Source organism: Halobacteriovorax sp. GB3, assembly GCF_028649655.1.
GTDB lineage: Bacteria > Bdellovibrionota > Bacteriovoracia > Bacteriovoracales > Bacteriovoracaceae > BSW11-IV.
Map to the genome: position 1 here is coordinate 802165 of NZ_JAQSLN010000001.1, position 22987 is coordinate 825151.

Annotated in this window: 18 protein-coding genes; 11 read left to right on the forward strand and 7 right to left on the reverse strand. The window is 38.3% G+C overall.

The window, feature by feature from the left end; genetic code table 11:
• Window positions 1–180 precede the first annotated feature (180 nt).
• Window positions 181–813: a L,D-transpeptidase family protein gene (locus tag HBN50_RS03945; protein WP_273868112.1), complete on the forward strand. Its 633-nt coding sequence runs from the start codon at window positions 181–183 to the stop codon at window positions 811–813.
• A 116-nt stretch (window positions 814–929) separates the two neighbouring features.
• Window positions 930–2606: a YiiX/YebB-like N1pC/P60 family cysteine hydrolase gene (locus tag HBN50_RS03950; protein ID WP_273868114.1), complete on the forward strand. Its 1677-nt coding sequence runs from the start codon at window positions 930–932 to the stop codon at window positions 2604–2606.
• Between the two features lie 32 nt (window positions 2607–2638).
• Here HBN50_RS03950 and HBN50_RS03955 read toward each other — a convergent pair whose 3' ends face one another.
• Complete coding sequence (locus tag HBN50_RS03955; RefSeq protein WP_273868117.1) at window positions 2639–3448, reverse strand: TIGR02147 family protein; 810 nt, start codon at window positions 3446–3448, stop codon at window positions 2639–2641.
• Window positions 3449–3651: 203 nt separating this feature from the next.
• Here HBN50_RS03955 and HBN50_RS03960 point away from each other — a divergent pair, with 203 nt between their 5' ends.
• Window positions 3652–4218 (forward strand): hypothetical protein, encoded by a 567-nt coding sequence (locus HBN50_RS03960; RefSeq protein WP_273868118.1) that lies wholly within the window; start codon window positions 3652–3654, stop codon window positions 4216–4218.
• Window positions 4215–9668 (forward strand): PKD domain-containing protein, encoded by a 5454-nt coding sequence (locus HBN50_RS03965; RefSeq protein WP_273868119.1) that lies wholly within the window; start codon window positions 4215–4217, stop codon window positions 9666–9668. Before HBN50_RS03960 ends, HBN50_RS03965 begins: the two co-directional genes overlap by 4 nt.
• On the opposite strand, the gene HBN50_RS03970 is transcribed toward HBN50_RS03965, so the two are convergent.
• On the reverse strand, window positions 9654–11138 hold the full coding sequence (locus tag HBN50_RS03970; RefSeq protein ID WP_273868121.1) for a PAS domain-containing sensor histidine kinase: 1485 nt from the start codon (window positions 11136–11138) through the stop codon (window positions 9654–9656). The genes HBN50_RS03965 and HBN50_RS03970 overlap by 15 nt on opposite strands.
• 338 nt (window positions 11139–11476) lie before the next feature.
• On the opposite strand from HBN50_RS03970, the gene gltX reads away from it, so the two are divergent.
• Window positions 11477–12901 carry a glutamate--tRNA ligase gene (gene gltX / locus HBN50_RS03975; protein WP_273868123.1) on the forward strand — a complete coding sequence of 475 codons (1425 nt, stop codon included), beginning with the start codon at window positions 11477–11479 and terminating at the stop codon, window positions 12899–12901.
• A 1-nt stretch (window position 12902) separates the two neighbouring features.
• Window positions 12903–14177 (forward strand): tyrosine--tRNA ligase, encoded by a 1275-nt coding sequence (gene tyrS / locus HBN50_RS03980; RefSeq protein WP_273868126.1) that lies wholly within the window; start codon window positions 12903–12905, stop codon window positions 14175–14177.
• Window positions 14178–14429: 252 nt separating this feature from the next.
• Here tyrS and HBN50_RS03985 read toward each other — a convergent pair whose 3' ends face one another.
• Window positions 14430–15113, reverse strand: a complete 684-nt coding sequence (locus tag HBN50_RS03985) for a hypothetical protein (protein ID WP_273868128.1) — start codon at window positions 15111–15113, stop codon at window positions 14430–14432.
• Window positions 15114–15234: 121 nt separating this feature from the next.
• On the opposite strand from HBN50_RS03985, the gene HBN50_RS03990 reads away from it, so the two are divergent.
• Genes HBN50_RS03990 through HBN50_RS04005 form a run of 4 tightly spaced genes read left to right on the forward strand, consistent with a single transcriptional unit; the run spans window position 15235 to window position 17767 of the window.
• Window positions 15235–15873: a sterol desaturase family protein gene (locus tag HBN50_RS03990; RefSeq protein WP_273868129.1), complete on the forward strand. Its 639-nt coding sequence runs from the start codon at window positions 15235–15237 to the stop codon at window positions 15871–15873.
• Between the two features lie 18 nt (window positions 15874–15891).
• Window positions 15892–16686 carry a phosphatase PAP2 family protein gene (locus tag HBN50_RS03995; RefSeq protein ID WP_273868130.1) on the forward strand — a complete coding sequence of 265 codons (795 nt, stop codon included), beginning with the start codon at window positions 15892–15894 and terminating at the stop codon, window positions 16684–16686.
• 38 nt (window positions 16687–16724) lie between these two features.
• Window positions 16725–17285 carry a VTT domain-containing protein gene (locus HBN50_RS04000; protein ID WP_273868131.1) on the forward strand — a complete coding sequence of 187 codons (561 nt, stop codon included), beginning with the start codon at window positions 16725–16727 and terminating at the stop codon, window positions 17283–17285.
• A gap of 8 nt (window positions 17286–17293) precedes the next feature.
• Entirely contained in the window at window positions 17294–17767 is a 474-nt protein-coding gene (locus HBN50_RS04005) for a peroxiredoxin family protein (RefSeq protein ID WP_273868132.1), read from the forward strand.
• Here the strand turns inward: HBN50_RS04005 and HBN50_RS04010 are convergent.
• The 3 genes from HBN50_RS04010 to spt are packed head-to-tail and all read right to left on the reverse strand — an operon-like array spanning window position 17736 to window position 21078.
• Window positions 17736–18722: an NAD-dependent epimerase/dehydratase family protein gene (locus tag HBN50_RS04010; protein ID WP_273868134.1), complete on the reverse strand. Its 987-nt coding sequence runs from the start codon at window positions 18720–18722 to the stop codon at window positions 17736–17738. The two genes, HBN50_RS04005 and HBN50_RS04010, sit on opposite strands and share 32 nt — an antisense overlap.
• On the reverse strand, window positions 18723–19853 hold the full coding sequence (locus tag HBN50_RS04015; RefSeq protein ID WP_273868135.1) for a hypothetical protein: 1131 nt from the start codon (window positions 19851–19853) through the stop codon (window positions 18723–18725).
• A 19-nt stretch (window positions 19854–19872) separates the two neighbouring features.
• Window positions 19873–21078, reverse strand: coding sequence for a serine palmitoyltransferase (gene spt, locus HBN50_RS04020; protein ID WP_273868136.1), 1206 nt, complete (start codon window positions 21076–21078; stop codon window positions 19873–19875).
• A 131-nt stretch (window positions 21079–21209) separates the two neighbouring features.
• Between spt and HBN50_RS04025 the strand changes: the two genes are divergently transcribed.
• Entirely contained in the window at window positions 21210–22229 is a 1020-nt protein-coding gene (locus tag HBN50_RS04025; protein ID WP_273868137.1) for a hypothetical protein, read from the forward strand.
• Here the strand turns inward: HBN50_RS04025 and HBN50_RS04030 are convergent.
• On the reverse strand, window positions 22226–22954 hold the full coding sequence (locus HBN50_RS04030) for a PilZ domain-containing protein (protein ID WP_273868138.1): 729 nt from the start codon (window positions 22952–22954) through the stop codon (window positions 22226–22228). The genes HBN50_RS04025 and HBN50_RS04030 overlap by 4 nt on opposite strands.
• Between the last annotated feature and the right edge of the window lie 33 nt (window positions 22955–22987).

The window sequence follows — 22987 nt, forward strand, 5'->3', positions numbered from 1 at the left end:
TTATTGCTAGCTCTAAAACTAAATCATTTCAAGACGTTTTGATGAGATTAAGAAAATTCTAGCAGTTATTGGTATTCGCAAAAAATGTGAAGATATATTTTTTACTTTAGAGTGCCAAAGTCAGGTGGTCATTCCCATTCGGTGCTATATATGGCTAAAATTATTATATCGAGGAATTTTATGAAATATCTTATTCTCATTCTCTTTTCTGTCGTCTCATTTTCAAGTGCCGCGAAGCTTAAAGTAGATAAGATCAAAGTTTATAAACAAGAGAGACTCATGCGTGCTTATTACCAAGATGAGCTTGTGCGTGAATATAAAATTGCTCTTAGTATTTCACATAATATTCCAGGCTTTAGAATGGGACCTAAGAGGCTTCGTGGAGATATGAGAACTCCAGAGGGGTCATATAAAATCATTAAGAAAAGACAAAGAACTCAATACCCACTTTCACTCTTAATAAATTATCCAAATAAAAAGGATATTGCATGGGGAAAGAAAAATGGGAAAACTAAGTGGGAGTTAGGGGACATGATCCTTATTCATGGTTTCCCATATCGTCCAACAAAAGTAGTTAGAGACTTTGTTACCAAAATTGGTGCTGATGTTGAGACTGTTGATGAGTGGTTAAGAGCTTATTTTTATCCTTATTTTGACTGGACTTCTGGATGTATCGGTATCACAGATGAACAAATGAAAGAGCTCTTCGAGGCCGTAGAAGTAGGAACAGAAATCGAGATTAAAAGTTTTTTGTACTTCGATCGCTCCAAGCTTCCTGATCATCTTGAAGCTTATCCAATTCGCTACTACTAAATAATAAGCTCCCGTAACTAGGGAGCTTTTTTAGTTTTTACTTGATACTTGAGTGAAACTGTCCGATAGGTCAGTGATCAGTCACAAAAGCATATGATTTATTATGGGAGGTCTCAATGCGCTATCGCTCTTTGGTTTTAGCTCTATCCTTAGGGGTAAGTTCTTGTACTAACTTTAAAAGTAATAGTAGGAAAGTCGCTTCGGTCGAGGAAACGTCTCCGGTCTATCACGAGTTTCAAAGTTACGAAGAGAATTTTGAGATTTTTAATAAGAATGTTTCAAAGGCCTTAGAACTCAGATTGAGGGCCATCACATTTTATAATAATATTGGAAATAAAATTGAAAAGGCTAAACTGAATAAGAGCAAAGACAAAAGAGTACTAAGCTCTGAAGATCTTCGTCTCATTCACGAGACGACAAAATCATATGCGACGAATAGACAAGAGTTATTAACAAATGTTTCTGAATATAAGTGGTACAGTGATAAAGAAGTTGAATTTAAAATCACGGCCAATAAAACGAGAGTTAATAAAGAGTATGCGAACTGGTTTTCTGGTTTCTTTGGAAATTTCTTCGATATCGATAAGAAAGTAAATATTGAATTAAATCCAATGGAAGATGAAGGAATGCTTCATGTTCTAAGAATGAAAAAGAGCCTTGTTGCGGCACTTACTCTCTATGATAACTATATCCTCGCAATTCAGCCATATGATGAGGATAAAGAGCTTCGTCGTGTCGTTAATTTTGATAACGTAGAAGTTGAAGGACTCATCAAAGAGATTTCTGGAAATTTTAGAAAACTTGATAACTACAAAAGAGCGCTTCGAGTTGTTGAATATATCCAAGATATTAAGAAGTGGGAAAAGAGTAATCCTAAATCAAGTTTAACAACTAATAGTTACAACCATTACCTCAATGAATTGATTGATGGTTCTTATACTTATGGAAAGATTCAAGAGATCACAATTGGTGATCGTATTAAGTTTAGGCTAGATCGTTTCGCTAAATCTCTTCGCGATAGAATTTTTAAAATTGGTGATGAATCAATGAATATCGTAAGTATGGGATTTGGAAATACAGTCGGTCTTGTTCAGTCTCGTTCCGGGAAAATGAAAAGAATTACTCTGCAAGAGGAAGTATCTATTAGAAAGCAAATTAAGGCATTAGATATTCTTCTTGAGAAAACGCCTTTTAGATTAACGGATAAGTTCATTCCTGGGCACTGGGGACACGTGGCCATTTGGATTGGAACAGAAGAAGAACTTAAAGAAATCGGTATGTGGGATGAGTTAGATGAACTTTATGACTACGCTGTTAGTGTAAATGGTTATGAAGGGGATGACTTTAAAACATTAATTAGAAATGGAAGAAATATTGTTGAGGCCTTAAGACCAGGGGTTCAAATCAACTCTCTTAGACACTTCCTCGATATTGATGACCTTGCAGTTGTTCGTACAAAAGAAGAGTTCTCACTTGAAGATAAGAAGCACTACTTAAGAAAAGCTTTCATGCAGGTTGGGAAAGAATATGACTTCAACTTCAATGTTCAAACGGATAAAAAAATTGTTTGCTCTGAACTTGCTTACGTTGTATACGAAGACTATCAATGGCCAGTGGCCAAGCAAGTCGGTCGTTATACGATCTCTCCTGATCACGTTGCCGAAAAAGCTCGTAATGAAGGTGAGTTTAAGCCTGTTTTGATTTATCATGATGGGAAAAAGATTCAAAAGAATATCGCGCAAAATTTTGAATATCTACTTGATTTAAAATATGACAACGTGACATTTTATTAAAACATATAGGCCCTCTTTAACGAGGGCCTTTTTTATACTTCAAACATATCAATTGTATAGCAATACACTTCTTGTTCACTCGAATCTTTAATAACATCTCTTACATCTTGTAGTGACTTAATCAGAATATTTTTAATGGCCAAGGCATCTTCTTTTTTTACGCTGATAACTCCTGAGTAGTGGAGGTCATCGTCGCTTTTTCGATCTAAAGATGAGATTGATCTTAAGCGCCAGTTCGTGTGGTGTTTACTAATCATTGGACTATCACTAGTCAGGTGAAAGTCTTTAGATGTAAAACTATAACCATCACTCTCTTTTACGATCAATCCAATTTCTAATAAGAATTCAATGACCTCATTTACTTTTTCTAGGGGAAGAGAAAGCCTTTGAGATATCACTTCTTTATTTTGATACTCTTTAACTGAAAGAAGTGCATGTATGGCAATGTAGTGCCAACTACTATAATAGGTTTGTCTATCTTCTGCCTTGATTTCATCATCAACTTCTAAGCGCGCCTTGAGTTTTTTCTGTTCTTCTTTAAATTGCTCAATTTGTCCTAGAAAGTATTTTTCAAGTCGCTTTGAGCCGGACCTTTCCTTTTGTATTAAAAGTAGAAAAAAGTGCGACTCGTTCTTGGTAAGACCTAAGAACTCTGTCAGCTCTTCAGCTTGTTCAAGCGTAAAGTGCGGGTGATTATTTAGCACCTGCGAGACATAGGCGGTGTGTATTCTTAAGGCCTTTGCTATTTTTGCTTTTAGACCTCTGCCTCGATAAGGCCTTGAAATAATGTAGTCATTCAGAAAGTTCTTATAATCTGAATATTCATAGATAGACTTTTTCATAATTAAATCAGGCAGTTAAGTTTTCAAGTTAATTTTATTATAGCATAATATCTATAAAGACATTAATAAAAAGCTGATTTTTTACAGTGGTGTCTAGGCATAATGACACTGCGCATTTTATTCACGATAATTTGGCTTTATCAGATCAAATTGCTACAATTTTTTAAGCTCTATTGAGTGGAGCTTTTGAGGCAAGGAAGCCAATGCGCCAACTAGTTTTTTTTCTTTTATTCATTCAAAGCACTTTTGCTGGAGTTCTCTTTGAGCCCCATGCAACTTTGCACGCCTCGGGTGATGCGACGTTACTCAATGAGTCCTATGGAATGAGCGCAATCGATGGTGGCCTTGGGATTGGCTACCAAAATAATTTACCATTTTTTAAGGCCGAAATGACTGGCCACTTTAGAACACTTGAATCCCCTGGTGGGACAAAGGAAAACTTCATCGGTGTGGCCTATGTTGTTGGTGCAGGTATTCGCTTTAGTGATGTGTTGCGCCTCTATGCTGGCTGGATGCCTTCTGTTGAAATGAAGAGTACCGCCGATGAGAGCACTTATTCTGGAAGTGGTTTTAAAGGGGAGCTGTCTTTTCTTATTTATCGTCCATGGATGATGCACTTTTTCTCCGAGTTTAAAAATGAGACTTTTGATACTCAAACAACAAAGAACGGAGTGATCACAAAGTTAGAAGGAGATTTGAGCTTTGAAGTAAGTTCAATAGCGATTGGTGTTTCTTTTCCGTTTGATTTTTGGGGGAGGCAAGTTCGATGAGAAGTCTTGTTATCTCTCTTATCCTCACTTTCTTTCTTAGCTCTTGCCTAGGTGGCGGGGGTGAAGAATCTATTATAACTCCTGTTATTCAGGAGGAAACGCTCTCGGTTGATGCCGGAAACAAGATTTATACAAATTCAACGGCTACAGCTTCGCCAACGATCTCTGATGCTCCTAACAAAACTTATCTATGGGAAGTCGTCTCTGGAGCAGGTTCTATTGGATTTTCAAGCACGACTGTGTCACAACCAATCATTACTCCAAGTACAGAAGGCGATTATCAACTTAGACTAACAGTTACTTCTGGATCAAAAGTTGTAAGTGATATTCTTGAACTAACTTATGATACAACTGATCCTGTTGTTAGTGCTGGTGGAGATAATCTTTTAGCAAATGCCGCTTTTTTTCAAACAGCTACTGTTACTGAGCTAAATCCAGTGACTTTAAGGTGGAGTGTCACATCTGGCCCTGGTTCGCTGACAGTCTCCTCTCACTCTACAAATCCTACAATTAGTGTTAGCGCCGATGGCGATTATGTTATTCGATTGACGGCAACGGATGCTGCGGGAAATAGTGCATACGACGAGATGAATTTATCGTGGGATGGAACGAAGCCGAGTGTTTCTGTTGGTGCAGATGTCGTGGCCGGTGCGCTTTTTAATAAAGATGCAACAACCAGCGATGCTCATGCCATGACGTACTTGTGGGAAAAAGTATCGGGGCCTGGAAACTTAACTTTTGGAAGTGCTACAAGTGAAGATACGAGTGTCGTTGCCGATACTGATGGAAGTTATGTTGTCAGATTAAGGGCCACGGACACTTATTCAAATGTTGGTGAAGATAGTTTTACCTTGCTCTTTGATACGACTAATCCCGTTGTCGATGCAGGGGTTGATATTAATACAAATGTTGCTGTCTCAAGAACGGTTTCTGTGACAGATACAACGGCAACGACGATTGTTTGGTCTCAGGTTTCTGGTCCTGGAACGATGAGTTTTAATTCATCGACTTCTAAGACGACGACAATTTCAGCTAATACTGAAGGCTCCTATGTCTTTCGTGCAACACTCACCGATGCTCTTGGAAACGTTGGAACTGATGATGTCAATTTTCTTTGGGATACCACTGCACCTGCTATTACAATGCCGGCCGATGTGATCACTGGAGCACTAGCAAACCTTGATGCAACGGTAACAGATTCCAATACTCTCACTTATTCATGGTCTAAAGTCTCGGGTCCTGGAACGATTGTTTTTGGAAGCTCAGCAAGTGAAGATACAAGCATTTTTACAACAACTGATGGCGATTATGTTCTTCGTCTAACAGCTACTGATGGAGCCGGAAATGTGAGTAGTGATACAGTCGCTCTCACTTGGGACTCTACAGATCCTGTTGTCGATGCTGGAGTCGATCAGGTCGTTAATGGCCTATTTTCTCAAGATGCAACAGTCAGCGATGCGACAAGTGTGACTTACTTATGGTCTAAAATCTCAGGGCCTGGGAATGTGACTTTTAGTGCAGGAACTTCAGAGGATACTGATATAAGTGTTGATGCCGATGGCCAGTATGTCATTCGTCTGACTGTCACTGATCAAGCTGGAAATATTGCAAGTGATGATATGAACCTTGTTTGGGATACGACTGCTCCAGTAGTGGATGCTGGAGTTGATCAGAACACGAATGTCCTTGTTTCACAAGATGCAACTGTAACAGATTTAACGAGTTTAACTTATTCTTGGACAAAGGTTTCTGGACCAGGAAATGTAACATTTTCATCTTCAACCAGTGAAGACACAGATATTAGTGCCGATGCCGATGGTATTTATGTCATAAGACTTACGGCCACTGATCAATTTGGACTTTCGTCCTTTGATGATCTTAGTTTTGAGTGGGACACAACAAACCCTTCTGTGAACGCTGGTGTTGATCAACTTGTGAATGCTCTTTTTAATCAAGATGCAACAGTCGTTGATGCAAACAGCACAATTAATTATCAGTGGTCAAAAGTATCGGGTCCAGGTTCAATTACCTTCGCAACTGCAACGGCGGAAGATACAACTGTAACTGCTGACACTGATGGAAGTTATATTCTTAGATTAACTGTTACCGATGGCGCCGGAAATAGTTCGAGTGATGACTTCTCGTTAACTTGGGATTCGACTGCTCCGGTGGTTGATGCAGGAAATGATCAAATTACAAATGTGCAAGTTAATCAAAATGCAACGGTAACAGATGCCACGGCCATTACTTACTCTTGGACTAAAATCTCTGGTGTTGGAAATATTACTTTCGGTTCCGCCTCGAGTGAAGATACTTCAATTGTTGCTGATGCCGATGGTGTTTATGTTATCCGCTTAACTGCAACTGATGCTGCTGGAAACTCTGGCTTTGATGAGATGAGTTTCACTTATGATACGACTAATCCTACTGTTAATGTTGGCGTTGATATTGAAACAAATATTGCAGTGAATGTAGATGCAACAACGAGTGATTTAACAAACCTTACTTACGTTTGGACAAAAGTTTCAGGGCCTGGTGCCATTATCTTTGGCAGCGGAACAAGTGAGGATACGTCAATATCGGCCAATGCCGATGGCGATTATGTTATCCGTCTTACTGTGACTGATGAAGTAGGTCAAAGTAGCTTTGATGAATTAAATTTTACTTGGGATACTTCTAATCCTGTTGTTGATGCTGGTGTTGATGTCGTTTCTAATGTTCAGTTCAATCAAGATGCCACCGTCACGGATGCAACGAACTTAACTTATTCTTGGACTAAAGTTTCTGGACCAGGAACGATAACCTTTGGAAGTGCTACTAGTGAAGATACTACGGTCCAAGCTTCAAGTGATGGAACTTATGTTATTCAATTAGAGGCAACCGATGCTGTTGGAAATGTGGCCACTGATACTTTTCAACTCGTTTGGGATACGACGGCACCTGTTGTTAATGCTGGAACAGATAAGACTTTAAATAATGCAACAACTCAAGATGCCACTGTTACAGACGCTTCAAGTAATCTCTCTTATGTTTGGTCTAAGCAATCGGGTCCTGGGCTTGTTATTTTTGGAAGTGGGACAAGTGAAGACACAACTATTTCCCCAAACTCTGATGGAAGTTATGTTATACGCCTGACTGTTACAGATGAAGCAGGAAATAGTAGCTTTGATGAAATGACCCTTGTTTGGGATACAGCATCTCCTGTAATTGATGCAGGGGTTGATGTTGAAACTGATGTTCAAGTCAATCAAGATGCAACTTCAAGTGACTCGACGACCTTAACTTATCTATGGTCTAAAGTTTCTGGTGGTGGAAACTTAACTTTTGGAAGCGCCACAAGTGAAGATACAACAATTAGTGCTGATAGCGATGGGGTTTATGTCGTTAAATTGACTGGAACAGATGAGCTTGGACAATCTTCTAGTGATACGATGAACTTCACTTGGGATACGACTAACCCTGTTGTTAGTGTTGGCGCCGATCGAATCGAATCAGCTCAATTTACTCTAGATGCAAGTTCAAGTGATTTGACGACGATGACATATTTGTGGAGTGCTCCAGCTAATATTAGTTTTGGAAGTGCTACGAGTGAAGACACGACGATTCAAGCTTCTGCTGATGGGAGCTACTTAATAACACTAACTGTAACAGACGCTGTCGGGAATTCATCTAACGATTCATTCACTCTCACTTGGGATTCCACTGCTCCTGTTGTTAATGCAGGGGCCGATGCCACATCAAACGTTCAAATAAGTCAAAATGCTACGATTACTGAGACAAATATTTCAACGATCCAGTGGTCAAAGGTTTCAGGCCCTGGTTCTGTAAGCTTTGGAAGTGCGACTAGCGAGGATACGACCATTCTTCCTTCTACTGATGGAACATATGTTATTCGTTTAACAGTTGTCGATACGGCAGGGAATAGTTCTTTTGATGAAATGACTCTTGTCTACGATACAACTGCTCCTACGGTTAATGTCGGTTCTGATATTGTGGCCAATTCACTTCAAAATATCGATGCAACAACAAGCGATCAGACGGCCATGACTTATTCGTGGACTGCACCGGCCAATGTGAGCTTTGGCAGTGCAAGTGCTGAAGATACGAATATCTCTGCGATTGCAGATGGTACTTATCTTGTTACTTTGACCGTTACTGATGCTGCCGGAAATAGTGCCAGTGATTCACTAAGTTTTACATGGGATCAAACAAACCCTGTCGTCAATGTTGGCGCAGATCTCGAGTTAAATGCGCAATCGACAATCGATGCAACGGTTACAGAAACAAATGTTCAGTCATATGCTTGGACAAAAGTCTCTGGTCCTGGAAATATCGTTTTTGGAAGTAGCACAAGTGAAGATACGACGATTGCTGCCGATAGTGACGGCTCTTATGTTATTCGCTTAACTGTTACTGATACCGCAGGAAACTCCAGCTTTGATGAACTCTCGCTTCTTTGGGATACCAATGCGCCAAGTATCGTGGTGGGAAATAGCTTTAATGGAACGGGAATTGTTGCCGTTGCAATTGATGCAACAGTTACCGATACTTCAACTTTAACTTATTCATGGTCACAAAGCTCTGGTCCTGGAACGATCAACTTTTCTACGACCAATACCGAAGATACAGCCGTTACGGCCGATACGGATGGTACTTATACAATTTTTTATCAAGTTACTGATCAACTTGGAAATTCGAGTTCGCGCTCTATTACATTGACATGGACAGGTGCACCTTTTGCTCCTGCACGTGCTAGAGAAGGGCAACTCTCTCTCTCTATGAGTGATCAATTAAGTATTGGTGAAATTGAAATTTCAGCTTATGCCTCTAAGGGAAGTTATATTGTTCGCTCAATTAGTGGAAACTATGCAATAGAAAAAATGTGCGAAGTAGCACAGGTCATTTATACTTTTAACGATAGTCACAAAGATAATGAGAGTGTTAATCTAAAAGACCGAGCACATCTTCCACTAGGTCAGTATAGCTATGCTCTTTGTTCTTTTGAGGGCGAGCTATTGAATATTCAAGAGGGGAACCCTGTCTTTTATCATCAGATAATTGAAGGTGAGTGTCGCGACAGAAATTCAATGGTTCTTGCAAAGTCTTATAGTAGAAGTGAGATTAAATCTTTTGAGATGCTTGGAAATCTCTACACGGAAAACAAAGAACTCATTGCCTATGATAAAGAAGCCTTAGTTGATTATATGGATGCTCGTTCTTTAGATCAACTTTGTCTAACAACACTGAATCGCCAATCTCTTGAGGTATTAGAAGACCGAATACTTCTAAAAGATTCTAAAAAGTATCTTGCTTATGTTCTTTCATTTGAAGTGATTTCAACTGATGATCAAAGTTATTACATTGATTCTATCGAGCAATTTCAAGAGGGAGAGTTTATTCTTCCAGATGGTCAAAAGACGAAGGATATCTCGATACTACATCGCTTTTAAATACTCATCTTTTTTCAGTTTTAATTTGATCTTGAAGGTTGTGTTCTTGGCGCTATCGTCATAAACGAGTGTTGTGTTGTGCCTTTTAAGGATTTTTTTACTGAAGCTTAGTCCAAGCCCAGTTCCCTGACCAAATTTCTTTGTGGTAAAAAATGGTCTCATTATTTTTTGAGCAATTTCTTGTGGTATGCCGTGACCAGCATCAATAACAAGAATTTCAATCTCATCACCATTTTCAATAAAGCGAATATCGACCCACCTCTCTGGTAGTTCGGCAACAGCATCAATAGCATTTGATATTAAATTCGTAAAAACTTGTGTTATCTCTCCTGGATAACAATAGACACAGTAGTGCTTAGGGATGTGCATCTGAGAAAGAGAGACGTTATTTTTGATCATCTTATGCTTGAGAATTTCTACCGATTGATCAATAACTTCATGCAGAGGAAACCATTCAAGTTCGTCATTCTCTGTATTTCTAGACAGTGTTTTGATACTTTCAATGATCTTTTGAATCCGATTAGCCGTTTTAGAAATACTCTCGGCAGAATTTATAATATCTTCTGAAAGATTATTATTTCTTCTTAGAAGTTTTTCCGCTTGGGCCTTGATAATGGTGAGAGGGTTGTTGATTTCATGGGCAATTGAAGCTGTGACTTCACCTACTGTTGCAAGCTTTTCTGTCATGAATTGTTGAGTCATTTTTTCGACTTCTTCATCATGCAATTGCTTTTCGTGAGTGATGTCGTATCGAATGGATAAGAATTTATCGATTTCCCCAGTTGGACCTAGAATTGGTGCAATTGTAGTAAAGACCCAATAGAGAGTTCCGTCTTTTCTTTTGTTACAAATTTCACCTTTCCATACTTTTTTATCTTGAATGGTTTCCCAAAGGTCTCGGTAAAATTCTTTATCATGAATTCCACTTTTTAAAATACGGTGGTTCTTTCCAATTAACTCGTCTCTGTTATAACCACTAATCTCGACGAAAAGATCATTGACGTGCACGATATTTCCTTTTTTATCTGTTACAGCGACAATTGCGACGTTATCAACAACATTTTGATATTGAATGGCCAAGTTTTTTAAGTAATTCATGGTCGAAACATTCGTTTCTTCTCTCGATTTTCTTAGAGTCAGGTCTTTAATATAACCTTCATAGTAAAGAGAGTTACCTTTAAGGTCTCTAACCACTTGTGCGATGGCCTGCATTTTTCGTAGGCCAAATTTTGGAGTTTGTATTCTAAAGTAAGTATCGAAAATATCGACTTGGTATTCTTTGTAGGCCTTTTGTGTTTTAAGTAGAACTTCTTGATCATCTTTATGGACGAGATCTAAAAAACTTTTATTAATGACCTCTTTGGGATCAATGCCATAAACTTCACATTCTGGACCAAAGCCAATAACTCTAAGCTCGGGGTCCGCTTCAATTTTAAAATAAATTTGGAAGTTATCCAGCGAGTTTTCCATTTATTAAACCCATGAAAGTAAATGAAATTTATATTTTAATGGTAACGAATCCATGTTAACACGTTGCGCCTAAAGTTCTCTTTAATTTTTCATAAATCCTTAGGTATAAAAAATAATTAAATCACCATTTTTTTAAGCTTATAGCTTGTTGGAATGCTGTCACTTTTGATATTCATTAACTTTTGAATAATGCATATTGGTGACCCTCGTTTCTAGGGTTTACCTAGTTTATAAACTCTTGAAATTTAGTATAATGCTCAAGAGATTTTTTAACTTAGAAGTCAAAATCATAATTTATAGGCGAAGGCCTAATAGAAATTAAATAAAAGGAAATTGTCATGACTGTAAGAGTTCGTTTTGCACCTTCACCAACTGGCTACCTTCACATCGGTGGAGCGAGAACGGCCCTTTATAGCTATCTTTTTGCTAAGGCCAATAATGGGAAGTTCATTTTAAGAGTCGAAGACACTGACCTTGAGCGCTCTAAAAGAGAATATGAACTAGCTCAAGTGAATGATCTAAAATGGTGTGGCATCGAATATGATGAGGGACCTGATAGACCTGGTGACTATGGGCCTTATCGTCAGTCAGAGAGACAAGAAATTTATAAAAACCTCGCAGAAAAGTTTATTCAAGAGGGCAAGGCCTATTACTGCTTTTTGACTTCAGAAGAACTAGAAGAGCTCACAGTTAAAGCTGAGGCCGAGAAGAAAGCGCCGCACACATACCACGGTAAGTATCGCGATCTTTCTCTTGAAGAAGCAAAAAAGAAAATTGAAGCAGGCGAAGACTACGTGATTCGTTTTAAAAATCCTGGAAAAACTTGGGCGATTAAAGATATCGTTCGTGGTGATGTTTCATGGCCTGTTGATATGGTCGGTGACTTTGTCATTATTAGATCAAATGGAATGCCTGTTTATAACTTTTGCTGTGTTGTCGATGATGCGATGATGAAAATCACTCATGTTATTCGCGCAGAAGAGCATCTAAATAATACTTGTCGTCAGCTTATGATTTACGAAGCAATGGGCGAGAAGGCTCCAGAGTTTGCTCACTGTTCACTTCTTGTTGGTGAAGATCGCCAGAAGCTTTCTAAGCGTCACGGAGCAACTTCAGTGACTCAGTACAAAGAGCTTGGTTATCTTCCAGAGGCCCTTGTGAACTATCTAACTCTTCTTGGTTGGTCACATCCAGAGGAAAAGGACATTTTTGATATCAATGCCCTTGAGAGCTTTGATCTTTCACGTTTATCTAAATCTCCAGCGATGTATGATATTAAAAAATTGAATTACTACAATGAACAATATCTGCGAGCTCTTCCTGTTGAAAAAATGGTTGAAGGTTTTGAGACTTTTATTGGTGATGAGAGATTTAATTCTCAAACTCAAGAGTGGAAAGAGAAGTTTGCAACTCTTATTAATGAAAAGATTCAACTTTTCAGTGAAGCAAAAGACTTTCTCGATCTTTTCTTTGTTCCTGGAGCTGATGAAGATGAGCAATACAAAGAGGCCATGAGCTGGGAGACGACTCCACAGATTAAAGAATATCTAAAAGCAGAACTTTCAAAAGTAGAAGGTGAATACGCAACGGAAGAAGACGTTGGAAATTGGATGAACTACTTGAAGAAAGAATTAAAAATTAAAGGAAAGCCTCTTTTTATGGGGATTAGAGTTTGTTTAACGGGAAGAGCACATGGACCTGATCTAAAAGGTGTTGTGGCCTTAAGTCCTGTTAAAGTAATTAAAGACAGATTGGAGAAGTAGAATGAGCTTTTACAAAGACTTAGTTGAACGTGGAATTATTGAAGCAAAATCACATGATGAGCTTGAAAAACATTTAGATGAAAAGTCGATGAAGTTCTACTGTGGGTATGATCCTTCTGCTAAATCACTTCAGCTTGGAAACCTTTTTTCAATCATTACTTGTATGCGCTTTCAAAAAGCAGGGCATACTCCTTATATTCTTGTCGGTGGTGCCACGGGAATGATTGGTGATCCTTCTGGTAAGAGTCAGGAGAGAAATCTTCTTGATCTGGCTACTCTTGAAGAAAATATCGCTGCCATTCGTGCTCAACTTTCGCGCTTCATTGACTTTGATGAGTCGAAGAACAATGGCGCTACGATGGTTAATAACCGTGATTGGTGGCAAAAAATCTCGTTTCTCGAACTTTTAAGAGATATTGGAAAGCGCTTTCGCGTGAATGAAATGCTCAATAAAGATTCTGTTAAATCGAGAATTAATTCTGATTCAGGAATTAGTTTTACAGAGTTCTCTTATCAAATTCTTCAAGGTTATGACTTTGCTCACTTAAATAAGGCCCATGGCGTAGAACTTCAAATTGGTGGTTCTGATCAATGGGGGAATATGACAGCAGGAACGGATCTCACTCGTAAAATGAATGGGAACCAAGTTTACTGCATGACAACTCCACTTGTTACTGATGCCAATGGAAAGAAGTTTGGTAAGTCTGAAGGAAATGCTGTCTACCTAGATGGTGATATGACATCTCCTTATAAAATGTATCAATTTCTACTTAATACTGATGATGCCATTGTTGTTCAGCTTCTAAAGTTTTATACATTTCTCTCACTTGAGCAGATTACTGAGCTTGCTAATAAAGTTGAGTCCGAGCCTCATCTTCGCCAAGCGCAGAAAACTCTCGCCAAGCACGTTGTTGAACTCGTTCATGGTGAAGAGGGCCTTAATGCAGCTCTTCGCGCAACAAGCTTCTTCTTTGGTGAGAAAATTGAAAATGTATCGGATAAAGAAGTCTCTTCAATCTTTGAAGATGTACCTTCTGTCGAGCTTTCTATGGCCGATTTAAGCGCTGGATTTCCAATTCTTGATATGATCTCGCAAACACCTCTTTTTGGCTCTAAAAAGGAAGCGAGACGCTCTCTTGATCAAAATGGTGTAAGCATCAATAACATCAAGGCAAAAGGTGTTGATCAAGTGGTGACAAAAGAAGATCTCGCCAGTGAGACTTCTCTGATCCTTCGAAAGGGAAAGAAAAACTACTGTGTTGTAAAGTTCGCATAAAAAAAGGCTCCCATTGGGAGCCTTTTTATTTTCTTCTTAAATTTTGAGCAAAAAAAATCGACGCTCTCCAAATCCTCTTGTCAAACGTCGATACTTATCAATCTCGTGTCTCTGTAAAATCCATTCTAGAGTAACCTTAAATTTAATTAAAGGTAGTTTTTCTTAACTTTTCTAACACTGAGTTGAGCCAGTTAGTCCGGTATTTGTAACCAACTGAAAGTGGAAACTTAGTCAACATTAACAGCTTGCGTCTTATTTTCTTTTGTTTAGAGTGTAGACTGATTTTCCATTTAAAGAATCGAGAATGAAGCCTTTATATTTTTTTAAAAGCTCCTTTTTCTTATTTTTACAATAAACGATATGATCTTTAATTGCTGATAGAGATTTTTGTACATCCTTTATCATTGTTCCTTTGATGAAGCTCGCAAGAATTGATTTTGGAATGACATAGTTTTGATAAAGCATCAAAGTCTTCCCTTGATCAAAGGGGAGAAATTCTGCATGTCCTTTGACAAGCTCTGTTGTATTTGAGCTCTCCATCCACCAATCAATTCTATAGTGATCTTTTGCTTTCTTTTTTAGCTTGTGGCCGTGTAAATAAACTGAGTTTGAAAGTGGCCATGGCATGTCCATTTCATATTCAACCCACACCTCTGTAGGTGAAACTACTTTTGCAATATCAGAGCGAACGAGGTTTGGTACGTAGTCTTTTTGGTAGTCCAAGGCAAAGAAAATAGCCGTGGCCTCAAGAGGCGAGGCATCTATGACTTGATAGAGCCTAACGACAGGCCATGCCCCCTTGGGCGATTTTAATTCTTTAATTACTTGATGATTATCTCTCAACATCTTAAGTTCACTAGTATCAAGCTTCATTGGAGCATCACTGGCAAAGGCGTAAAATGAGAGAAAAAGGCTTGTTAAAATGAGTTTTTTCATGGGCCGACTGTATCCTATTATGATCAATTTTTCATAGTTTATTTTCTCTGATTCTGAACATTTACGAACGCGGAAAATTATTGTAACTTGACGCAATAAAAAAGACGTCTAGGTGCTAGTTATGAGCAAAAAATATAATTCCATTCGATTATTTAAAAACCCGATTCTTGAGGCGATGTCTCATGTTCATCCAATCATTCCTCTTGTTATGTGGACGCCGATTATTTCTTATCTTCTCTATCGAGGTCATGCTCTTTATGGAATGAATACAAATGAGTTTGTCGCCCTTTTTTTTATTGGTATGCTAGTTTGGACATTGATGGAGTATCTTCTTCACCGTTTTATGTTTCACTTTCCAGTGATTGGGCCAATTTCAGATCGTTTTGTTTTTCTCTTTCATGGACTACACCATGATGATCCTAATGATCCAACAAGATTGGTTATGCCACCAGTTCCGGCTTTGCTAATTTCAGGTCTTTTATATTTGATGTTTAGTCTTATTGTTCCCATAAAGTACCTCGATGCTTTTATGGGATTTTTTATGATTGGTTATCTTTGCTATGACTATATTCACTTTGCTACTCACCACTTTAAAATGACAAGTAAGGTAGGGCGCTTTCTAAAGAAGTGGCACCTACAGCATCACTTTCGTCATGAAAAAGCAAAGTATGGAGTGAGCTCTCCACTTTGGGATTATGTTTTTAGAACTGTCACAGGGCCAAAAGAAGAGCACAAGTATTACAAAGATTCTAATGCCTAATCAGTAAAAGGTTAAACTATGCGCGCATTGTTGTTAGCTGTTGTTCTCTTTTGTGGGAGCGCATTTTCTAAAGAAGCGGACTCAAAGAGTTTTTTGGATCTAAAGAAAACGATCAATTATTTCGTTCGTGGTTCTTATTTACAATTTCAAGAAAAGAATAATCTCTACTACGCTGCGGCCGGTGTTCCTTTAACTTGGTATGCTTTTGAAGAAGATCAGAGAATGTCTGATTTACAGCGCTCAAAGCCTCTTAGAAAGTCTTATGATATTGTTGGTGACCTTGGGATCGTTTTTAACTTTCCTCTTGTTCCGCTAGCATTTTATGCCTATGGCAGAAACAATAACAACACTCATGTTCAGCAATTTGCGATGGAGTACATGGCAACCATGTATCTCACTCTTTTAGAGACGGGAATCATTAGTTATATCCCTGGCCATGAAAGACCAAATAAGGAAGGTCAAAGTAAGTGGGAAACTAGTTTTCGTGGAAAGAATTCATTTCCATCAGGTCATATTGTTCCCTATGCAACGCTCTTCTTTAAGACACTTCAATTCTATGGGCCATATTGGTCATTACCGCCTTTAATTCTCACATATTGGTCTTCTTTACAAAGAGCAAGAGAAGGGCGCCACTATGTCTCTGACCTTATCGGTTCATTCTTTTTATCTGCCTTTGCAAGTGAAGGAGTGAGAAGAGCGGCCGGTTATAAGAATAACCATCCTTTTTATCAATGGTTATTTGAACATGAAGTTGAGGTTGGCCTTAGTTATCATGATGGTGCTTATGGACCGCGATTGATTTATCGATTTTAATATTTGTTTTCTAAATAGAGATTCTTTATGATAGGGAAATGGATGCTAAAAGAAAAATTCTTCTCCTTATTATCTTTATCATAACGATCCTTATTGGTGCCAGACTTCTTGGCGTTCATGACTATCTCAGTGTTGCCAATGTAAAAACTCTATTTGAAAAAGAATTGAGTCTTTCAATCTTTCTCTTCGTTGTCTTTTTTAGTATCGCAAACTTGCTCTATATTCCAGGCTGGGTCTTTCTGTTTTCGGCCATTCTTGTGCTGGGTAAAATAGGCGGGGGAAGTTTAACTTTTTTAGCGGCCCTTATCTCATGTTTTTTTAGTTACTTTGTTGTCGGACTCATAGGGCATAATACGCTAAGAGAAATCGATTCAAAGATTTTTAATAAAGTTTTTTCAAAGCTAGATCAAAGACCCATCCTCTCTATTGCTGTGCTGAGGATTCTTTTTCAAACCAATCCTGCTCTAAATTACACACTCTCTATGAGTGGAACAGGTTTCAAAAATTATGCGCTTGGAACTCTCATCGGTTTACCTCTGCCCGTTTTTTTATATTGTGTATTTTTTGATTTTCTTATTCAATCGGTAAAAAACTTTTAGGATTTTTTATGAAAAATGGTGATTCAGTTGATAACTTTCAAATTAGGCTTGTCAATAATTTGGATTTTGATCTCTTTCGATCTCTCAAGCATGGACCTGTCGTTTTAAATTTTATCATGGGAACATGGTGTCCCTTTTGTGCCAACCATTTGAAAAAAATTAGAAAGTGGCAGGAGAGTTTTAATAATAAGGCGACTATCTTAATTATTTCAGCTGAATCGAGTGAGAATCTTAGAGCATGGCTTGATCAAAATCCTATGTCCTATCTTTTTGCCAGTGATGAAGAATGTGAAATCATTCATCGCTTTGGTCAAAAGAAAGTCTTCATGAAAATGGCAACGCCGGCTACCTATTTAATTGATCGAGATAAGGTTATTAAAATGGCCTTCAAAGGTGTTCGTACAGATAAGGCTCGAGAGGAAATGAAGTATACGATTTGCAAGTCGATGCTTAAAGCCAATCCCTCTGACGGTAGTCCTTAAGAGTTTCGTGAACAGTTTTTTCAAGATCGTATTGATAAACTTGTTCTAAGTTTTTCACAGACTTTTCCTGATTGCATGTCCAGCTCATAGGAAGAATCTCATTAACTTTGTCTGGAGTCAGTCTGGCATCAATTTTAAAGAGGCCAATGAGAGTTGCGATGAACTTAATTAAAGGATTTGGTGCCTTAATATAAAGTAGTCTTTTTATACCAAGTGCATCTTGAATCTTTTGTGTTAGTTCACCCATAGTAATAACTGTAGGGTATGAGCTATAGTAAGTATCAGCAAAGCTGAGTTCATTTTTCGTAAGAGTTTTCAAGATTGTTTCAACCAGATCAAAGACGCAAACAAAACTATATCTCTTCTCGTTTCCACTTATTCCAGGAACGAGAACGACTTTAGATTTTACCATTTTAAAAACATCTAAAACGGCAGGATCTCTTGGGCCTATTACCATGGGAGGTCTAATTGTTGCTAGTTCAAAACGATTCTTTAAATTTTCTTTGAGCCAGATTTCTGCTTTCAGTTTCGATCGACCATAGTCGCTAACTGGACTTGCCTCATCTTTTTCTTTTAGGTGATCTCTTTGATCACTTGGTCCAGCGGCCGCGAGAGAAGAGATAAAAATAAATCTTAGCTTTTCAAAACGGATCATGAGATCGAGAGCTAACTGCTTTGTTGCTTCAGTATTAATTTTATAAAAAACATCTGTATCAAGACTATGAACAATTCCGGCCGTGTGAATCACGGCATCGAGGTCACTTGGAAGTTCGTTGATCCATGAGTTTTCACCTTCACTACTCAATGAACCTTGAATGAGGGTTCCTGGAGTGTTGAATTCTTGTGCTTTTTTCTGCGTGCGAACGAGTGAGAAAACTTCATGACCTTGATCTTGAAGTTGTTCTACAAGGTGACTTCCGACAAAGCCTGTTGCACCTGTAACAAAGACTTTCATCTAGAGCTCTTTTCCAAAGATACGGTACGTTCTATAAGGAACGGCGCCCATTCTTTGAAGAGGTTTATTCATTGGAAGATTGTCTTCAAGTATCCAACTCATCTCAACTTGCTTTACTTGTGGGTAGTTCTGATTGAGATTTCTCTTTGTTTCTCTATAAAGGAGAGTTTCTAGGCCATATCTTCTATATTCAGGAAGGACTCCCATTAAAAGAACTCTTACTCTTGTTATATAGCGATCTGAAAAGAGGAGTTTAAAAATTCCTGTAGGAAAAAGTTTTCCAGATGGGTTTTTGTGTAGTGCTTGAAAGAGATCGGGGAGACCTACAAGAAAACCAGCGGCCTTACCATCAACCTCAGTAAACATAATCAGGTCTTCTTTAACAAGCATTTTTAGATCTTTGGCCATGTGATCAAATTCGGCCCTTGTCATAGGGACAAAGCCCCAGTTCTTCTCCCAGGCCTTATTGTAAAGGTCAAACATAAGATCAACTTCTCGCGCCCAATTCTTCTTGTCGAGGGTTCTAAAAGTGATCTTGTTTTTCGCTACAGCACGATCTGCAATTTTATGAATGACTTCAGGAAGTTCACTATCGAGATCATAGATGTAGGCGAGGAGATCTTTTGATTTTCCATAGCCTCTTCTTTCAAGCTGCTCTTGATAATATTCTTTGTTGTAAGACATCATAAGTACGGGAGGTCCATCAAAGCCATCAATAAGAGTGGCTCCTTCGTAATTTGTCGAAGGGTTAAGTGGTCCTCTCATTTCAAGTAGGCCCTGAGACTTTAGGTCTTTTTCAGCTGTTTCAATAAGGAGGTCCCAAATTTCGTTATCATTAGGAGCTTCGATAAAGCCGAAGAAGCCTACATTTTCCTCATGGTATTTATTGTGAGCATCATTGACGATAGAACAAATTCTTCCGACATCTTTACCGTTTTTAGAAACGATCCAAGACTTAAGTGAGCCTGTTTGATAGAAGGGGTGTTTTTTAGTGAAAAGCTCTTTGACGGCCATTTTTAAAGGAGCAACCCAGTTTGGGTCATTTTTATAAATTGTCCAGGGAATGTCGACGAAGGCCTTAAGTTCTTTTTTGTTATTAAAAAGATCAACTTCTCTAATGGCCAAGCTCATGACATCCCCTTTTAAAAGCTTATTGCATACAAGATGGTATTTCGAATTCTTTCTTTGCTACAGCAAACACTTCAAGAACTTTTGAAAGTTCTTCTTCGTTGTGTGTGGCCATGTAAGAAGTTCTAATTAGAGCTTCTCCTTTTGGTACCGCTGGTGGGATAACTGGAGTTGCAAAAATACCATTATCAGCAAGAAAACGAGTTACTTGCATTGATTTTAAATCATCACCAATAAAGACTGGAATGATTGGAGTATGTGAATCATATGTATAGAAACCAATTTCTTTGAATCCCTTTCTCATGAATTCAACATTTTTCCATAGCTTCGTATGAATTGTATCATCTGAAAGAATAACATCTAGACAAGCAGAAACAGTTGCAACTGCTGCTGGCGCCATTGATGCTGAGAACATGAATGAGCGTGCGTTATATTTAACATACTCCATCGCTTCGTCTGAACCAGAAACAACTCCACCAATTGAAGCAAATGATTTAGAGAATGTACCCATGTTGAAGTCAACTTTGTCAGTTACTCCAAAGTGATCCATTGTCCCACGTCCACGATCACCCATGACACCGATACCATGTGCATCATCAACATAAACATAAGCACCATACTTTTCAGCTAGTGCACACATCTCATCAAGTTTAGCGATATCACCTGTCATTGAGAAAACGCCATCGGCAACAATGATAACTTTTTGAAAGCGGTTAACATTTGAAGCGAGTTGTTCTTCAAGGTCTTCCATATTGTTGTGCTTGTATTTGAACGTAGCACCTAGAGCGAGTCTAGAGGCATCAATAATAGAAGCATGGTTCTCTGAATCAAAGAGCATGCAATCTCTTGGCCCACAAATTGCCGAAAGGGCACCAAGGTTTGTCTGCATACCTGTAGAGAAAACGAGGGCCTTCTCATGTCCTAGATACTTTGCGAGCTTCTCTTCAAGTTCCTCGTGAATGTTGAGGTTTCCATTTAGAAAACGTGAACCAGTACAACCTGTTCCATACTTTTCAATGGCCTTGATTGCTTGCTCTTTAACATGTGGGTGGTGAGTTAGACCGAGGTAGTTATTTGATCCGATCATAATCTGATCTTTACCATCAATCTGAACAATCGTTCCCTCTGAGTCTTCAATCGAACGAAAGAAAGGATAGAGGTTATTGTCTTTAAGCATTTGGGCTTTTTCAACGGTACGTGTTCCCACGCCAACGAAAGGTCTAGTCATAATATGTATCTCGTCTTTATAAATAGTTGCATGAATTGTGCAGTGTATTTAACTACAACTTTGACTGATAAGTGTCAATGCTTTAACAATGGAGTGAAATCTTTCATTAGTCTTAAATAAAAGGTGTAGTGATGCTGCAAAAGCATGGCAAATTAATTTCAGGAATCTTCTTTGTTTTGGGAGGCTTAGGCCTTCTTTTTATTAATATTGCCCCTCGTTTAAAGGCTCCTGCTGATCCTGAGCAGCTGCTAAATAATGCAGTTGTTTCGAGTGATTTAGCGTCCTTAACAAGGCCTCAGGAAATGCAATTCTATGGTGCTTTTTTCAGACTGGCGCAAAAGAGAAATCAGCAGGCAGCAAAGTGGATGCTTAGTCATTATTCCTCTTTAAAATCAACACCGCGCTATCATGCCCTTGAATTTATGGGACATTACTATGATCAACAAGAATTTAAAGATCTCTTTTTAAACTTGTGGAAAGCGAGTAGTTCATCAGATGATGAGATGGAGAAAATTGCTCTTTTAAAATCTCTTGGCAAGATCGTTTCCTCTTGGAATGAAATGCAGTTAGACAAAATTGAAACAAGTGAAAAAATGTCTGAACTTTTAAAAGTTCACTTCTATGCAAGTTTATTTAAAAGTGCTTTTGAAAGTAAAAGAAAGAAGCGCTCGATCAAAGAATTACTATCTCTTTCATCAGGTCGCTATAGTGAATTGGTTTTAACTTATCTGGGTCGCTTTCTTCCAAATCACCCTGATGTACTCGACAAGATGCAGGAGTCTATCTATGTCTCTAAAGATGCAAGCTATCTTGAGATGGCACTCATTCATTTATCGAAGTATCGAAAGGAATGGATGGCCTTGCAGGGAGAAAGAATTATTCAATCTAAGAATAAAAATCTCGTATCTTCTTATGTGAAAACATCCTTTGTCTCTTGCTCTAAGACCATGAAAGAAGAGTTTGAGATGGTTTTATCAATGTATCCTGAACTTGCTTCTTCCGTTTTGGAAGTTCTTTTTTCTCTTCCAAGAAAGAAGGCCTATGAGTTCTTTATGGCCAATGAAGCTGCTTTCAAAAATATCATGAATGTAGAAAAAGCAAAGAATGCTCTTTCTAAAGGAGAGGTGTATTCGAGTTGCAAGAACTTTTAGCTTTCAAGCTTTTTTCTAATTTCTTCAGCTCTTGCTTCACCATTGATTTCGCGAAAGAGGTCTTCTTCTATTCTTTCAGGAAGATCGATAAAAGCGATTCCAAGTTTGATTTTTCCAGTGAGTGTTCCATCGGGATGAGTTCCTTCCCAAACACCCATAACTTTACATTGAGGTATATCAAATTGATAACGATTGAGTCTCAAGCGACAATTGGTATGAACTGACTGTTTTGAATAGGTTTCTTTTTCAACGTCATCGATCATGAAGCTAGTACCACCAGCAGAGATATCTAGAGCATCGTAGACTTGACCATTAATTTTTAATTGAATCTTTATATGGCGATTGGCCTGTAGTCTGTAGTTCGATCTTTTTTGACTTTTATAAACATCATTCATGACTCGAATAATGAGTTTTCCATCTTCCGTTTTTTTAAGTGTTGAGTAGGAAAAGATGTTAATGGTTTCAAAGTTTATACGAAAAAAGATCTCTTTGTAGAGGAGGTCTGAGCCTGTTAACTTTGAGAGAAATCCACCTCTTTTTTCAATAATTAAAGTGTGATCACTATCGTTATAAGAAATGAGATCGTACTCTTCTACATCATCCTGACTTTGGCCTTTCAACCATAGGGAAACAATTTTCTTTTCTTCTACGGCCCTTTTGAAAAAGCTATCAGCTTCGTCAATTTTTATTGTTGTAAAGTAATGTTTCTTGTTCGCATCACTCACGCAAGGCCCCAAAATCAAAAGAGTTTATGTTGA

Coding starts and splice junctions, on each gene's coding strand:
- HBN50_RS03945 (WP_273868112.1), top strand. CDS start 181: ATGAAATATCTTATTCTCATTCTCTTTTCTGTCGTCTCATTTTCAAGT.
- HBN50_RS03950 (WP_273868114.1), top strand. CDS start 930: ATGCGCTATCGCTCTTTGGTTTTAGCTCTATCCTTAGGGGTAAGTTCT.
- HBN50_RS03955 (WP_273868117.1), bottom strand. CDS start 3,448: ATGAAAAAGTCTATCTATGAATATTCAGATTATAAGAACTTTCTGAAT.
- HBN50_RS03960 (WP_273868118.1), top strand. CDS start 3,652: ATGCGCCAACTAGTTTTTTTTCTTTTATTCATTCAAAGCACTTTTGCT.
- HBN50_RS03965 (WP_273868119.1), top strand. CDS start 4,215: ATGAGAAGTCTTGTTATCTCTCTTATCCTCACTTTCTTTCTTAGCTCT.
- HBN50_RS03970 (WP_273868121.1), bottom strand. CDS start 11,138: ATGGAAAACTCGCTGGATAACTTCCAAATTTATTTTAAAATTGAAGCG.
- gltX (WP_273868123.1), top strand. CDS start 11,477: ATGACTGTAAGAGTTCGTTTTGCACCTTCACCAACTGGCTACCTTCAC.
- tyrS (WP_273868126.1), top strand. CDS start 12,903: ATGAGCTTTTACAAAGACTTAGTTGAACGTGGAATTATTGAAGCAAAA.
- HBN50_RS03985 (WP_273868128.1), bottom strand. CDS start 15,113: ATGAAAAAACTCATTTTAACAAGCCTTTTTCTCTCATTTTACGCCTTT.
- HBN50_RS03990 (WP_273868129.1), top strand. CDS start 15,235: ATGAGCAAAAAATATAATTCCATTCGATTATTTAAAAACCCGATTCTT.
- HBN50_RS03995 (WP_273868130.1), top strand. CDS start 15,892: ATGCGCGCATTGTTGTTAGCTGTTGTTCTCTTTTGTGGGAGCGCATTT.
- HBN50_RS04000 (WP_273868131.1), top strand. CDS start 16,725: ATGGATGCTAAAAGAAAAATTCTTCTCCTTATTATCTTTATCATAACG.
- HBN50_RS04005 (WP_273868132.1), top strand. CDS start 17,294: ATGAAAAATGGTGATTCAGTTGATAACTTTCAAATTAGGCTTGTCAAT.
- HBN50_RS04010 (WP_273868134.1), bottom strand. CDS start 18,722: ATGAAAGTCTTTGTTACAGGTGCAACAGGCTTTGTCGGAAGTCACCTT.
- HBN50_RS04015 (WP_273868135.1), bottom strand. CDS start 19,853: ATGAGCTTGGCCATTAGAGAAGTTGATCTTTTTAATAACAAAAAAGAA.
- spt (WP_273868136.1), bottom strand. CDS start 21,078: ATGACTAGACCTTTCGTTGGCGTGGGAACACGTACCGTTGAAAAAGCC.
- HBN50_RS04025 (WP_273868137.1), top strand. CDS start 21,210: ATGCTGCAAAAGCATGGCAAATTAATTTCAGGAATCTTCTTTGTTTTG.